Genomic DNA, 13891 nt, shown 5'->3' on the forward strand with positions numbered 1-13891 from the left:
CGGTCCAGGCGAACGGGATCCCCAGGAGATTATCCGGGAGATTCCCCACGGCTACTACCTCGTGGGGCACCGGACTCCCTCGATTGCCGAATCGCGTGAGAATTTCCGAATCACCGCCATGAAGGTCTACGAGATCAGGCATGGGCAAATTGGAGAGCTGTTCTGTAATGGCGGGATCATGGCCGATACGAAGGACTACCTGATGAAGGTGGATGCCGTGGGGAACGACTTCCGTCTCTACCCGATTCCCAATTGCGGCAAGGGCCAGCCGATGCAGACCAAGCGGCTTGGCAATGGGGGCCCCACTATCCGTAGTCGAGCGCGTCTGACCGGCATCAGCAAGTAACCCGGAGGCGTACGATGGTGTCAACCGCTGAACTCGCGAAGGCTGTGGAACAGGCCTTGGCGTATCTGAAGTCGGCCGAGCAGGTGACCGAGGCCGAGGTGTTCGCAGCAAGCAACGGCAACCTTCTGGCCCGGCTGAACTACACCTCGCATATCCCCTGCAATGGCGTCGAAGAGCCGAAATCGAGCGAATCGTACGGTCTTGGAATCACGGCGGCCTTCAAGACGGAGGCCGGTATCATGCTGGGGTTCGGCAGCGAACCGAGCGATCTGAGTCTTGACGGGGTCAAAAGGGCCCTTGAGAAGGCTAGGCGCGGCGCCGTCGCCGATCCCGAGTTCTCGTCGCTGCCGAGACCGACAGGTGAGCGGCGAAGACTCCGCCGCTACCACGATCTGAAGCTGATGAAGATTCGGGATGAGGAACTGGTTGAGGTCGGTTGGAGGGTGTTGCGGGGGAGCCTGAAGACCTTTCTCAACTCGCCCAGGCTGCTGGACCTGGCGGGCACCCAAGACCGAATCAAAGAGTTGGGCCTCATCGTCGGCGGCGACGTCACGATTCAGCAGGAGCGGATTGCGATTGCCTCGACTGCGATGCCGGAGGCCCAGACCGACGAATCGACGCTGATCATGGCCTTTATCACTGCCATGGTCGAGGCCAAAGCTTCCAAAGGTAGCGGCTGCTCCGCCGGCACCCGCCTGGATCAATTTACTGACGATGCCGGCGTAGAAGCCGCGCAGAACGCCCTCGCGGCGATCGGCGGGGAGCGGATCAAGGGCGGGCAGTATACGGTCATCTTTGGGCGTCAGCCGGTCGCGGATCTCCTGAATAATCTGATTCTGCCATCCCTCAGCCTCGGTAACTTTTACAGCGACAGCTCCGCGTTCATGGGACGACTCGGCAAGCGCATCGCATCGAAGCAGTTGACTGTGTACGACCATGGTGCGCAGCGCGGGCTGATGGGCAGTAAGGGGATTACCTGTGAAGGGCTGCCGACTGGGAAAACGCGGCTGATCCAGCGGGGTAAGCTGGTCGGGCTGCTCACGAACTATTATGAGCAGCAGCGGATTCTCAAAGATGTCAGGAGCACAGAGAAACTGGGGGTCGACCCGAATCAGCACGGCAGCGCGATCGTTCCACGCAACGGTTTCCGGTTCTGGGCAGGCGGCGGACGGCAGTTCGGTGTCCAACCTGGCATCGCCTCTACCAACGCGGTCGTACAGGGTGGAGATCAGAGCCTCGACGAGCTGATTGCCACCGTCAAAGACGGCCTGTTGATCGGTCGGATCTGGTATACGTATCCCATCAATGGGCTGCGGGCGGGCGACTTCACCTGCACAGTCGTCGGCGACTCATACATCATCAAGGATGGACGGATTGCAGCGCCGCTGAAACCAAACACGGTGCGAATCAACGACAATATCCACTCCATCCTTTCCCATATCGTTGCAGTCGGCAAGGAGGTCAAGGGAACCTTGGTCTGGGCGGCAGACGAGGTGGTCTATACGCCTGAGATCGCCGTACGCAATGTGAAGCTTGATGAGATTGCCGCCTTCATGGAACAACTGTGAGCGGTATGCGCATGAATATCCTGCATCCACAACATCCCCGATGAACAGCGCTCTGCAACGGTTCAAACCTGCGCTACGATCCCTCCTCATCCTGTTCGGGCTTGTCGGAATCGTCTGGCTCTGCGGGAGGATCGGATGGCCGGCGATTCGGGCCAATATCTCCGTAATTGGAAAATGGTTCTTTCTGCTGGTGGTTCTGTACCTCTTTGCGCAGATGGCCTTTATGTCCGGATGGTGGGTCGTGATCGGGTCCAGGGCCAGACGGATCGGGTACTGGCGGATGTTCGGCGTCTATCTTGTCGGCGATTCTATCAACTATTTTGTTCCGCCCGCCAACCTGGCCGGAGAACCTGTCAAGGCCCATCTGCTGAGCAGATCGGTCGGATTCAGCCGATCGGTGACCTCGATCATGGTTCACAAACATGCGGAGATTGTGGCGCAGGTCTTATTCCTCAGCCTGGGCTTGAGCATCGCGGTGGCCCAGTTCGCGCTTCCTACCGGACTTCGAGTTGCTGCGCTTATGCTTCCGGCTGGGATGGGGGTTGTCGTGGTGGCCGCCTTCTGGGTCCTGAAGAGGCGGGCCTTCGGGACATTGATCCGTGGGCTGGTGAAAATCGGGATCAAACCGGAGCAGATCAAGCCCGAATGGCATGCCACCGCGTCGTTGGATCGGTGGCTTGCCCTCTTCTACAAGACCCGTATGCCGGTCTTCTACTGGGCGACGTTTCTGTGCCTGCTGGGATGGTGCGGCGGTCTGCTCGAGACCTACGTGGTGCTGCAGCTACTGTCGGCGGAGCCGAGCCTCGGGACGGCAGTGGCAGTGGAAAGCCTGGCGATGATGCTGAATACCATCATCTTCTTTATCCCGGGGCGGGTCGGGAGCGCTGAAACGGTGAGAGTCGCAGTCTTTTCGGTCTTAGGACTGCCCGCCGCGCAGGGCGCCGTCTATAGCATTATTCGCCGGGGAAGAGAAGTTACCTGGGCTATTCCCGGCCTGCTCATCCTGCTCGCAATCAAGATGGGAATCGGAAGAGCGCCCGGGGAGGTTGCCGGCTGATGGCCATCCAGAGATCGGCGAAGGCGGTCCTGCTCGACTTTGGAGGCACCCTTGATGCCGACGGGATTCCCTGGAAAGACAGATTCTATCCGCTCTACCTCGCTGAACAGGTGGGGGTAGACCGCGATCGATATGAACGGGCGTTCTATGCTGCCGATGATGCGCTGGTGGCGCGGCGACTTTCTTGCTCGTTTCGGGAGAGCGTCTTGCTCCTGGTCACAGGCGTGCTGGAAGCGTTGAATGTCACTGATTCGGGATTGGCATTGCGCCTGTGCGACCGGTTTCTGCAGGACTCGTTGGATAAGATTCGCGTCAATCTCGAGATCCTGCGCGAGCTGTCGGCGCGATTTCGGCTCGGCATCGTCTCGAACTTCTACGGCAATCTCGAACAGGTCTGCATCGAGACAGGACTTGCCCCATTCATGAGCGTAATGGTTGACTCGGCCTGCGTCGGGTTTATCAAGCCGGATCCCAGGATCTTTCAGGTCGCGCTGACGCAGTTGCAACTGGAACCGAGAGAGGCGATATTCGTCGGGGACTCATTACCTCGAGATATGATGGGGGCGAAGGGCCTCGGGATGCCTCATGTCTGGCTTATCTCGGATCACTCCGGTTCTCTCGCGCCCTGCTGCCCAGACGATCTCACCATCAAGTCCTTCGCAGATCTTCAAGAGGTGCTCCTGTGAATCCACTTACAACCCCTCTGGCGGACCCAGGAGAACTTCTCACGGGGGGTATCATTGCGGCCGGGGAAGGTTCCCGGTTGAAACAGGACGGCCTGAAGATGCCGAAGTCGATGGTGCCCGTTGCCGGTGTCCCGCTGATCGAGCGGGTGGTGAGCAACTTTGTGAAGGTCGGTATTACACGGCTACAGATCATCTTCAACGAGGACGACCGGAAGTGCGCCACATTCATCCGGGAGCGGTTCCCGAGCCTCGATATACAATGCATCGTAAAAACGACGCGCTCATCGTATGAAAGCTTCTGGGAGGTCGGCAGGCGATCCGGTCCAGGCCGTGTCCTTATGTCCACTGTGGACTGGATCTGTTCGGAGCCGGCGTTTCACCGATTCATCGATCAAGCGATGCGCTACCGTCAAGCTTCTGTTGTTCTCGCTGTCACACCGTTCGTAGCCGACGAGAAGCCTCTCTGGGTAACCATGGATCCCTCCGGGCGCGTGACGGCCATCGGTGGCGCTTCGGGTGATGTTGTGACCGCCGGACTCTATCTGGTATCCGGCGCCATCTTTACGCAGGCCCCCCACCCCTCCACATTGAGTCGGCTTCGAGACTTTTTGACGTGGCTGGTCGCCGAGGGGGGGTCGGTCTACGGGGTGGTGATGGACCAGGTTATCGACGTCGATCGGTCCGAGGATCTGCAGCTGGCTGAAACAGTTGTACAACAACATGGCTGTAAAAGCGGAGGCAGCGCCGAATGATACCGCATCTTTGGGGGATCTATCGTGAACAGCAGCACTCGCCGGGTCGGGAATTCGACGATGCGGAGATCCTGCGGCTTGTGGCCAAATATATTGAAGCGGAGGGCTACCAGGTAAGCCTCAAGAGGCCGGAGGAACTCGGCGCGATCGACGATCCTGCAACCGGGCTCGTGGCCGACCCTTCGCCGTCACTTGTATTCCTGATGTGCGAACGGTTGGAAGCCCTCGGCGCGCTTGAGTCGCTGGAGATGAAAGGAATCCCGCACGTCAACCCGCTGCAGGCTGTGTTGAACACCTATCGGGACCGCATGATCCCGCTCCTTCTCGCCTCAGCGATTCCGATCCCGCAGAGCCAGGTCATCTCGAGCACCTCTTTCGACCATGGTCGGTCTTCGCCGCAACTCCCGACACCCCCTTTTCCGATCTGGGTCAAGCGGGCCGACGTGCACAATACCCAGACGGGGGATGTTGAATTGCTGCGATTTCCGGAGGAGTTGTACAACAGGCTGGCCGCGCTGAACACCAGGGGGATTGTCCGCGCTGTTCTGCAGCGACACGTGCCGGGAGACCTGATCAAATTTTACGGGATCGGTAGATCAGATGGTGAAAATCGGCAGGAGCAATGGTTTCGCTGGTTCTATCATCGAGATCAGGAGCTCAACAGGTATCCATTTTCGGAAGAGGCCTTGCAGGCCATTGCCCAGCGTGCGGCTATAACTCTTCGTCTTGAGGTGTACGGAGGTGATGCCATCGTCACGCCTCGCGGGGAGATATTCCTCATCGACATCAATGCCTGGCCGTCGTTTGCGTTGTTTCGCGAGGAGGCTGCTCCCCAGATCGCCGCATGGCTGCTGCATCGCGTAAGGAGGGAAGCGCTCCAATGAAGCGACACATTCCCGGCAAACGGTCGAAGGCGATTGTTGCCCGAGAGCAACGCCATATGGCGCCGGGCCTGCAGTCGATCGCACTGTATTCCGGATTGGCGATGGCAAGAGGGGAAGGGTGCACCCTGATCGATGAGGACGGCAACCGATATCTCGATTTCATGGCCGGAATCGGCGTGGGGAGCATCGGGCATACGCACCCGCACTACGTCGAAGCCATGAAGGCTCAGATCGAGCGGCTGACGTTCGGCAGCTTCACCACCGAGAATCGGGCCCGGTTCCTCGCGCTGTTAGCGTCGGTGACGCCGCGAGGGCTCAAGCGGATCCAGATGTTTTCCGGCGGCGCGGAAGCGGTCGAGGCCGCCTTCCGACTGGCCAAGTCGGTGACGAAGAAGTTCGAGTTTGTCGGATTCTGGGGCGCGTTTCATGGTAAGACCGGCGGTGTCCTTGGGCTGTTGGGGGACGACTTTAAGAAGCAGTTGGGACCGTTTGTCCCCGGCCTCTACAGCGCCCCGTACGCGAACTGTTATCGCTGTCCCTTGAGGCTCCGCTATCCCGACTGCGGCATTGCCTGCGCGGACTTCATGCGCGAGGTCATCCGCTATCAGACCCAGGGCGAGATTGCCGCCATTATCGTGGAGCCGATCCAGGGGACTGCCGGAAACGTCATTCCGCCCCCAGGGTTCTTGAGTGCGGTGCAGGCGATTGCCAAGGAGTGCGGCGCCCTGTTGATTGCCGATGAGATGCTGACAGGCTTCGGCCGCACCGGTTCGATGTGGGGGTGCGATCACGAGCCGATTGTGCCGGATGTGATGACCGTCGGGAAGGGAATCGGCGGGGGGTTCCCGGTCAGCGGAGTCATCTCGACGCAAGAACTGATGGCGAGTAAGCCCTTCAGCAATCCGAGCGGCAGCTCCTCAAGCTATGGAGGCAATCCGCTCGCCGCAACAGCCGGGCTGGCCGCTCTCGAGGTGATTCTCAAGGAACAGCTTGTTGCGAATGCGAAGCGTATCGGCGCGGTCATGCTGAAGCAACTGGAAGCGATGAAGGAGAAATACTCATTTGTCGGCGATGTGCGGGGCCGAGGGCTCTTGCTCGGCATCGAACTGGTCAAGGATAGGCAGACTAAGGAGCCGCTTCCGAAATCTCTCACCCAGAAGTTGTTTCAGAGTTGCCTCAAACGGGGACTGCTGGCCATGTGCTATTCCTATAACATCCGGATCAATCCGCCTCTCATCATCACCGAACAGCAGGCATTGGAAGGTCTGGCTATCCTGGATGAGGCCTTTGCCGAACTCAATAAAACAGGGTATAGGGGTTAGGGTATGTGGGAGCGATGTTGAAGGGGGCCATCATCGGCCTGGGCAATGTGGCGGTGAATGGGCATCTGGTCGGATGGGAAGGATGCGAGCAGGCTTGGATTGTTGCCGCCGCTGATGCCCTTGAATCGAGACTCGCCCAGGAGCGATCGCGTCTTCCGGGAGCGAGGCTCTATGCCGATGTGTCGGCGATGCTGGCTGCCGAGGCCATTGACTTTGTCGATATCTGCACGCCCCCTGGAACGCACGCATCCCTGATACGGCTGGCTTTGAGTCGCGGGCTGCATGTGCTGTGTGAAAAGCCGCTCGTGCTCACGCCGGACGAGTTGCGGCTGGTCGGTGATGCCAGGGCGGAAAGCGGTCGTATTCTCCATACAGTCCACAACTGGCGATACGCGCCGATTATCATGCAGGCGACAGCCCTGATCCGGCAAGGACAGATCGGGACCGTACAGTATATAAGCTGGCACGTCCACAGGCGCGAACCGTCGATCGCAGTACAGTCGGCCTCGGGTCCCGTCGACAGCGCGGTCAGTGATCCTTCGACTATGCTCAGGACAGGCAACTGGCGGCTGGATCCGGCCATTGCCGGCGGCGGCATCCTGCTCGATCACGGCTACCACGCTCTGTACATCGTGTTGGACTGGCTGGGGGAGGCGCCTCGGACGATCACGGCCACGTTGGAAAAGCGTCGGCATCCGGAGTGGCCGGTTGAGGATACGGCGAATGTTCGACTAAGGTCGTCTGCAGCCGAAGTCGAAATCCTTTTGACGTGGGCTTCTTCGTCGCGGAGCAATCGGGCCGTCATCGAAGGAACCTGTGGGACGATCCGGATCGAGGACGGCACCCTGGTGTTGAAACGCGACGAGGGCGAGCAGAGTTGGACATTTGAGGAGCCGCTTTCGCAGGGCTCTCATCACCCGGAATGGTTTCGCCAGGTACGGGATGAGTTTCTGCGGGAGATATCGGCCGCTGGGCGAGACGGGGAGAACCTGGCCATGGCGTCGCGCTGTGTGCAGCTTCTGCACCTCGCCAAGGAATCGGACAGCCAAGGAGGTAAGGCGTTAGCCTTGTAGGGGCAGGCCTCGCCCTGCCCATAAGGGCGCAGTAGGCGGCGCCCCTACCGTACGGTCTGAAGTGATGGTCAGCAAGCCAGCCACAATTGTGATCATGATCTCAAAGGGCTCTGGCGAGGTCGGTCCGGATACCGTGGTATTGGGGCTGCCGTTGCTTCGACGGATTGTGTTGATGGCCTCTCGCGCCGGCTGTCGGGATATCCTGGTTGTCGATAATGGATCATTCGAGTGCGGGAAGCTGCTGGAGGGAACGAAGGCGGTGCTGCTGCCTCCAGCCAGGTTAGCCGGCTATCAACCCTCCGATCGTATCCTGGTGCTGACCGCCCACATCCTTCCCCATCCCTTGCTCCTGACGCATCTGACTGAGATGCCGTTACACCCTGAGGCGATATGTGTCCCCACCAGCGGAATCGCCGCCGTTGAGACGGCCGATCCCAAAACTTGTCTGTCAATGATCGAGCGCGCAAACGACGACCGGTCTCTGTTCTTCGAGCTGGAGCAGAGCTACCACAAGGCGAGCGTGTCCATCGATGACGGACGCTGGGTCAGGATCTCGAACCGAGCGGATCTCCCTCATGCTGAGCGGTGGCTCCTGAGGGGTCTGATTAAAGATACGGAAGGCTTCATGTCGAGGCATGTCGAACGGAAGATCTCGCTGGCGGTGACGCGCCGCCTCGTGGGCACCGATCTCACCCCGAACCAGATGACCGCCGTGAGCGTGGCAATCGGTATCGTGGGGGCGCTGTTCTTCCTCTCGTCTACGTCTGCGTATCAACTGATCGGCGCGCTGTTGTTCCTCCTGCATTCGATCCTGGACGGCTGCGATGGGGAGATCGCCAGACTCAAATATCTGGAATCCCGTTTTGGCGGTCTTCTGGATTTCTGGGGGGATAATGCCGTTCACTCGGCAGTATTTCTATGCATCGGTCTGGGATGGTGGATGGCCGACGGGGCGCTGTTACCGCTGCTGCTGGCCTGCTCCGCAACGGTGGGAGGCTTGCTGTCGGCTGGATTCGTCTATCGGCAGACCATGCGGCACAAGCGTTCCGAGGGGCCGCTTTTTACGTCCATCACCACCTCTGAGGTCCCATCCCGCCTTTCTGTGCTTGCCGATGCCCTCGCAAGGCGGGATTTCATCTACCTCGTGTTCATCCTCTCAGCCTTCGGAAAGGCACACTGGTTTCTGGTGCTCTCGGCGATTGGAGCGCCGATCTTTTTCATGGTCGTATTGTGGAACTCGTATAGGGAAGGGGTACAGGCATGAGTCAAAGGAGTTCGTTCTATCCCGAATTGAAGCGAGACATTGCGTCTCCTCATGGTAAGTTGGGCGTACTGATCCCGGGGTTGGGGGCGGTCGCGACGACGCTCATTGCGGGGGTCCACCTGATCAATAAGGGACTGTCCCAACCGTATGGCTCTCTCACGCAGATGCAGCGCATGCGCCTGGGTAAGCGGACCAGTCCTCGCTATGCGCCGATCAAGGAGGTCGTTCCCCTCGCCGACCTGAACAATCTGGTCTTCGGCGGCTGGGATATTTTTCCCGAGGATGCCTATCAGACCGCGTGCCATGCCGGAGTGCTGCCCAGAGAGTTGCTGGACCAGGTCAAAGACCAACTGGAAGCGGTGAGACCGTGGCCGGCAGTCTTTGATCAAGCCTATGTGCGAAGGCTCTCAGGGACGAACCTGAAGTCAGGTCTGAGCAAGCGGCACCTGGCAGACATGCTGATCGAAGATATCGAGGCATTCCGCCAGAGGGAAGGGACGCAGCGGGTCGTTATGATCTGGTGCGGATCGACAGAGGTCTTCATGCAGCCGGCGCCGGTGCACGAGACCATTGAAGCCTTTGAGGCCGGCCTGAAGGCGAACGCCCCGGAAATTTCTTCGAGCATGATCTATGCCTACGCCGCCATCTCAGCCGGTGTCCCCTTTGCGAACGGCTCACCCAGTTTGGCGGTAGATATCCCGGCGCTGATCGAATTCGCTCATCAGCGTCACGTTCCGATCGCCGGAAAGGATTTCAAGACCGGCCAGACCTTTCTGAAAACCGTGGTCGCGCCCGGGCTGAAGGCCAAGATGCTGGGGTTGAACGGCTGGTTCTCTACCAACATCCTGGGCAACCGGGACGGCGAGGTGTTGGACGATCAGGGATCGTTCAGAACCAAAGAGGTCAGTAAGGGCTCGGTGCTGGAGGCGATTGTGCAGCCGGAGCTCTATCCGGAGCTGTATGGGCAGGTCTTCCACAAGGTCCGCATTGAGTATTATCCGCCTCGCGGCGATGCCAAGGAGGGGTGGGATAACATCGACATCTTTGGTTGGCTCGGGCAGCCGATGCAGATCAAGATCAACTTTCTCTGCCGGGATTCTATCCTGGCGGCGCCGGTGGCCCTGGACCTCACGCTGTTTCTGGACCTGGCGCAGCGGGCCGGATTATCGGGCATACAGGAGTGGCTCTCGTTCTACTTCAAGTCTCCGATGGCCCGAGCGGACCTGAAGCCTGAGCACGATCTGTTTATCCAGCATCTGAAGCTGACAAATACCTTGCGCATCCTGGTCGGAGAAGAGGTGCTTGACCACTCCGGACTTGATTACTACGAATCTGGAGATGCCTATCGAGCGGGCATGGGCGGGGCGTGAGCCTGTCCTGAGGCTTTGCCGAGGGAGCAGCGCGGCTACATCGACCCCTTCTTTGCCGCCCGCCCCAGCCCCTCCGACTCTCGCTTGAGCTGCATCTTCTTGACGAGGGCTTCATACGACTGGTCCCGGATGACCTTATCGAACTGTTTTCGATAATTTCCTACGATGCTCACCTCGTCGATCACCACATCGTAGGGGACCCAGTCGTTGCCTCGGCGAAGGAGGGCAAAGTCGACAAACGTCGGCTCATTCCTTTTCGAGAGGAACTTGGTTTTGACGATGGCGTCCTGCGCATCGATCTTCTCCGAAAGGTAGCTCACCCGTTGGTCGCCGAGATGATCGACCACTAACGTTGTATAGGACTCTACAAACAGATCCCCGAACAGCTCAACGAAATCTTTTCGCTCCTGGCCTGATCGCTTTGCCCAGTGGCCGGCCAGAGAGCGGCGCGCCATCTCCTGCAGATCGAACCAGCGTAAGATCCGCTCTTTGACCATCGATTTCCGCACCTCTTCCTTCGCCTTTTCCTGTAAGGCGGGATCCTTCACGATGGCGGTAAGCTGATCCAGCTCGGTTTTTACCTGATCAGTTGTTCCGCTCGCGAAGGCGAACGCCGCAAAGACCAACAACCCCAGAGCTACGGCTCCACTGAATACTCCCGTTCGTACGGCCAACCTTGCAGCACCTGACATGTTACTTCTCCTTTGTGGTAAATACCGTTTCCTGTTCTATGCTCCGAGTGCTCGATTCAATGTGTCCTGTAACGCTTTCAGCCCGGAACCCCCCGGAACCCAACACCGCTTTCTTTAATGGGTGCCTGGCCACGATGGTGAGGAGGGCCGGCAACACGATAACAGAGACAACCAGGACGGCTCCAACCCCCAGCGTGACCAGAAGACCGATGCTGAATGCGCCGCGGTGGTGAGCAATAAGGAGGCTGCCGAAGCCGATCATAGTTGTCAGTGACGAGAGCGCCACACCCTTCCCGATGCTTCTTGGCAGCACGGCGGCCTCCGCCTCCTCTCGGAAGCGATGGATAATCAATAGGCCATTCTCCACCCCGGGCGCCACAATCAGCGGGATGATAATCAAGTTGGCCAGGTTGAACCTGAGCTGAAAGAGATGCATCAGGCCGGCGGTCCAGATGGCTCCAATCAGCAAGGGGATCTTGGCCAGCAGGAAGTAGCGCAGATCGCGTAGATTCAGTAAGAATAACGCAGCCACCCCGATCAACGCATAGATCGCCACCTGCTGATATCCTCGCTTCATCGCGGTGATGACTTCGTATCCCTTCACGGGGTCGCCGACAGCGTCAGGATCAACCGATCTCAGGTCGCGTACGAACGCAGTCTGCGAGGCAAGCTCCCACGGGTCGCCTCGCGGATAGACCCGAAGCAGAAACGAACCGTCCCGCCCCACGAACTGCTCTTTCAGATCATTCGGCACATCATTGAGCCCGACCGGACCGGAGGCCACTGCCCTGGCGAGAAGCGACATCTTATCATAGAAATCGTGGAACAGTTTACTCTGAAAAACGGCAAGTCTCCGACCGATCTCTGCGTGGTCTCGGTATTGGAGCCGTCGCTCGAATTGATCGATCAGGTTTCGTACTCGCGCCATCTGTTCCAGGGGCGGCTTTTCCTTCCCGGTCCACTTCTCAGCATCCTCCTCCGTCAGCATCTTGGCCTTGACCCGATGTAGTGTGTTCAGCAGGTCATCGAGATCGACCGGGCCAGGCTGAGGTAGTCGCGAAAGGTCCACCCCGGCCAAGATCGGCTCGAGCTTGCGGGCCAGTAGGAGCTTACGCTCTTGATCCTCCGGGATAACCATCGCGATACTCTCGACCTTGCTCACCGAGGGGAGCGCTTCGAGGGCCTCAGTCTTCGTTCTGACCTCTTCGAGACTCTTGGCCAAAATCGCCCCATAGATGGTCGAACGCTCAGACTGACGGATGATCTTGAGCTCCCAGTCCACCGCCTCGGTCCCTTCCGCCTGAAGGCGGAGGACGTTGCCGTCGAATTCGATGCGGCTCATCGCATACAGGGCCAAAACTGTCGCGACCGATGATAGAACAAGGACGGTACGGGGGCGCCGATACCAGAATTCCATAAAATCCGGGGGCCTCGGCAAGTGCGGCAGCGGCCAGTGGACTTCGCTGGCCTTGCCGATGGCGCGCCCTTCGACGGATGCTGCGGTGAGCGCCGCCGAAGCACGCAGGGCGGGCCGCTTATCCCACAACAGGAGCAGCGGTGGGAAGACGACAAAAGTCGAGACCAGCGTGAGCAGCAGGCCGCACCCGGTGATCAGGCCCAACTCCTGCAAAATGCCGATCCCGGTCAAAATGAGGGTAAAGAGGGCGACAGAGGTCGTCACGGCCGCGTGCAGGATCCCCGGACCGGCCCCTTCAAAGGCCTGCTCCAACGCCTCACGAATCGGGTGACCGGCGGCCCGCTCCTCTTCGTATCGGGCCAGAAGATGGATGCCGTAGTCCATCCCGATCCCTATCAGCATCGGCGCCAAGACCATCGACAGCATGTTCAGATGGCCGACTGTCACAGCGGCAAACCCAAAGGCCCAGCAGATTCCCATGACCAGCGCAATCAACCCCATGAGGGGTCTCAACACGCCCCGAAAGACCACCACCACCAACAGAGCTACACCGCCGAGGGAGATGAGCGACATCAGCCCGGAATCCCGTTGTGCGGCGGTCACCTCATCGGTCTCGAGGGCCGGGCCCCCCGTGACGCCGGCCATGACCCCCGGATACCGCGCTTGCAGTAGTCGAATTTCCCGGCGGATCGCTTGAATCGGCCGCTCGAACTTGTGCAGGCTCTTCGTATCCGCTTTCACAGTGGCCAGGACAAATAGGAACCGTTTGTTATCGGACCATAGGTAGCCTTCCCGTTCGCCGTTCTCATCGGCCTCGACCATGAACTGCTTCCACGGTGAGGTGTAGGTCCGCGGGGCGGCCGCCCACGCATCAAGTTGCGTGAGCAGCGCAAGAAGCGGCTGAAGCTCGACAGGACCCTTGGCCTCGTCATTCTCCTCTTCGCCCAGGAAGCCTGTAAACAGATGACCGACCAACGCCGCGCTGATCTCTCGATGGATCAGTTGGAACAGGTGATTCAGGCCCGGATTGGCAGACAGCTCCTCCAGCAGTGAGCGATGCTCCTGTAGCTTACTCTGCAGGTCGCTGATCTCTTGTGGAGTCAGGTACATCAGAAAATGATCCTCTAACGATGTGAGATCAAAGCGGTAGATTACCTCCTCAATCTCCGGCAACGCCTCCAGCCGGCCGGCAAGGACAGCGGCATAACGCTTGGCCTGTTCCTGATCTTTGGCCTCCACAACGATGACCGCGCGGTCCGGATCGCCGAACGCCTGGTTGTAATGTTCTTGAACCTGGCCGACCCGGCCGCTAAGGGGGGATAGCGCCTCATGCGTGGAGGTGAAGCTCAGTCGCATAATCGATGTCCAGACTGAAAGCAGCGTGAGCAGTATCGCCGCAACCAGCGTGATCCTGGGGTAGGCGAGGACCGTATGGGACAGCAGCTTTCGAAGACTCATTC

Annotated in this window: 12 protein-coding genes; 10 read left to right on the forward strand and 2 right to left on the reverse strand. The window is 59.2% G+C overall.

Annotation, left to right across the window (positions count from 1 at the left end; translation table 11 throughout):
* The 10 genes from KGL31_02715 to KGL31_02760 form a co-directional block, all read left to right on the forward strand.
* On the forward strand, window positions 1-346 hold a 346-nt coding region (locus tag KGL31_02715), incomplete at its 5' end, for a TldD/PmbA family protein (GenBank protein MDE2320819.1).
* Window positions 347-360: 14 nt separating this feature from the next.
* Window positions 361-1914 (forward strand): TldD/PmbA family protein, encoded by a 1554-nt coding sequence (locus tag KGL31_02720; protein MDE2320820.1) that lies wholly within the window; start codon window positions 361-363, stop codon window positions 1912-1914.
* A 40-nt stretch (window positions 1915-1954) separates the two neighbouring features.
* Entirely contained in the window at window positions 1955-2971 is a 1017-nt protein-coding gene (locus KGL31_02725) for a flippase-like domain-containing protein (protein ID MDE2320821.1), read from the forward strand.
* Window positions 2971-3657: an HAD family hydrolase gene (locus KGL31_02730; GenBank protein ID MDE2320822.1), complete on the forward strand. Its 687-nt coding sequence runs from the start codon at window positions 2971-2973 to the stop codon at window positions 3655-3657. Before KGL31_02725 ends, KGL31_02730 begins: the two co-directional genes overlap by 1 nt.
* Window positions 3654-4409, forward strand: a complete 756-nt coding sequence (locus KGL31_02735) for an NTP transferase domain-containing protein (protein MDE2320823.1) — start codon at window positions 3654-3656, stop codon at window positions 4407-4409. The genes KGL31_02730 and KGL31_02735 overlap by 4 nt, the downstream gene beginning before the upstream one ends.
* The gene (locus KGL31_02740; protein ID MDE2320824.1) at window positions 4406-5293 is read left to right on the forward strand and encodes a hypothetical protein; all 888 of its coding nucleotides are present in this window, start codon (window positions 4406-4408) and stop codon (window positions 5291-5293) included. The genes KGL31_02735 and KGL31_02740 overlap by 4 nt, the downstream gene beginning before the upstream one ends.
* A complete protein-coding gene (locus KGL31_02745) occupies window positions 5254-6615 on the forward strand; it encodes an aspartate aminotransferase family protein (protein MDE2320825.1) in 1362 nt (453 codons plus the stop codon). Before KGL31_02740 ends, KGL31_02745 begins: the two co-directional genes overlap by 40 nt.
* 14 nt (window positions 6616-6629) lie before the next feature.
* Entirely contained in the window at window positions 6630-7688 is a 1059-nt protein-coding gene (locus tag KGL31_02750) for a Gfo/Idh/MocA family oxidoreductase (protein MDE2320826.1), read from the forward strand.
* A gap of 64 nt (window positions 7689-7752) precedes the next feature.
* On the forward strand, window positions 7753-8952 hold the full coding sequence (locus KGL31_02755; GenBank protein ID MDE2320827.1) for a CDP-alcohol phosphatidyltransferase family protein: 1200 nt from the start codon (window positions 7753-7755) through the stop codon (window positions 8950-8952).
* Window positions 8949-10322 (forward strand): inositol-3-phosphate synthase, encoded by a 1374-nt coding sequence (locus tag KGL31_02760; protein MDE2320828.1) that lies wholly within the window; start codon window positions 8949-8951, stop codon window positions 10320-10322. The genes KGL31_02755 and KGL31_02760 overlap by 4 nt, the downstream gene beginning before the upstream one ends.
* A 35-nt stretch (window positions 10323-10357) precedes the next feature.
* Here KGL31_02760 and KGL31_02765 read toward each other — a convergent pair whose 3' ends face one another.
* Entirely contained in the window at window positions 10358-11014 is a 657-nt protein-coding gene (locus KGL31_02765; GenBank protein MDE2320829.1) for an ABC transporter substrate-binding protein, read from the reverse strand.
* Between the two features lies 1 nt (window position 11015).
* Entirely contained in the window at window positions 11016-13889 is a 2874-nt protein-coding gene (locus tag KGL31_02770) for an MMPL family transporter (protein ID MDE2320830.1), read from the reverse strand.
* Between the last annotated feature and the right edge of the window lie 2 nt (window positions 13890-13891).

It is taken from the genome of Candidatus Methylomirabilota bacterium (genome assembly GCA_028870115.1).
Taxonomy (GTDB): domain Bacteria; phylum Methylomirabilota; class Methylomirabilia; order Methylomirabilales; family Methylomirabilaceae; genus Methylomirabilis.

Bases quoted from the DNA above. Each gene is read 5' to 3' on its own strand.
- KGL31_02760 (MDE2320828.1), top strand. From the start codon at position 8,949: ATGAGTCAAAGGAGTTCGTTCTATCCCGAATTGAAGCGAGACATTGCG.
- KGL31_02730 (MDE2320822.1), top strand. From the start codon at position 2,971: ATGGCCATCCAGAGATCGGCGAAGGCGGTCCTGCTCGACTTTGGAGGC.
- KGL31_02725 (MDE2320821.1), top strand. From the start codon at position 1,955: ATGAACAGCGCTCTGCAACGGTTCAAACCTGCGCTACGATCCCTCCTC.
- KGL31_02745 (MDE2320825.1), top strand. From the start codon at position 5,254: ATGGCTGCTGCATCGCGTAAGGAGGGAAGCGCTCCAATGAAGCGACAC.
- KGL31_02770 (MDE2320830.1), bottom strand. From the start codon at position 13,889: ATGAGTCTTCGAAAGCTGCTGTCCCATACGGTCCTCGCCTACCCCAGG.
- KGL31_02765 (MDE2320829.1), bottom strand. From the start codon at position 11,014: ATGTCAGGTGCTGCAAGGTTGGCCGTACGAACGGGAGTATTCAGTGGA.
- KGL31_02750 (MDE2320826.1), top strand. From the start codon at position 6,630: ATGTTGAAGGGGGCCATCATCGGCCTGGGCAATGTGGCGGTGAATGGG.
- KGL31_02720 (MDE2320820.1), top strand. From the start codon at position 361: ATGGTGTCAACCGCTGAACTCGCGAAGGCTGTGGAACAGGCCTTGGCG.
- KGL31_02740 (MDE2320824.1), top strand. From the start codon at position 4,406: ATGATACCGCATCTTTGGGGGATCTATCGTGAACAGCAGCACTCGCCG.
- KGL31_02755 (MDE2320827.1), top strand. From the start codon at position 7,753: ATGGTCAGCAAGCCAGCCACAATTGTGATCATGATCTCAAAGGGCTCT.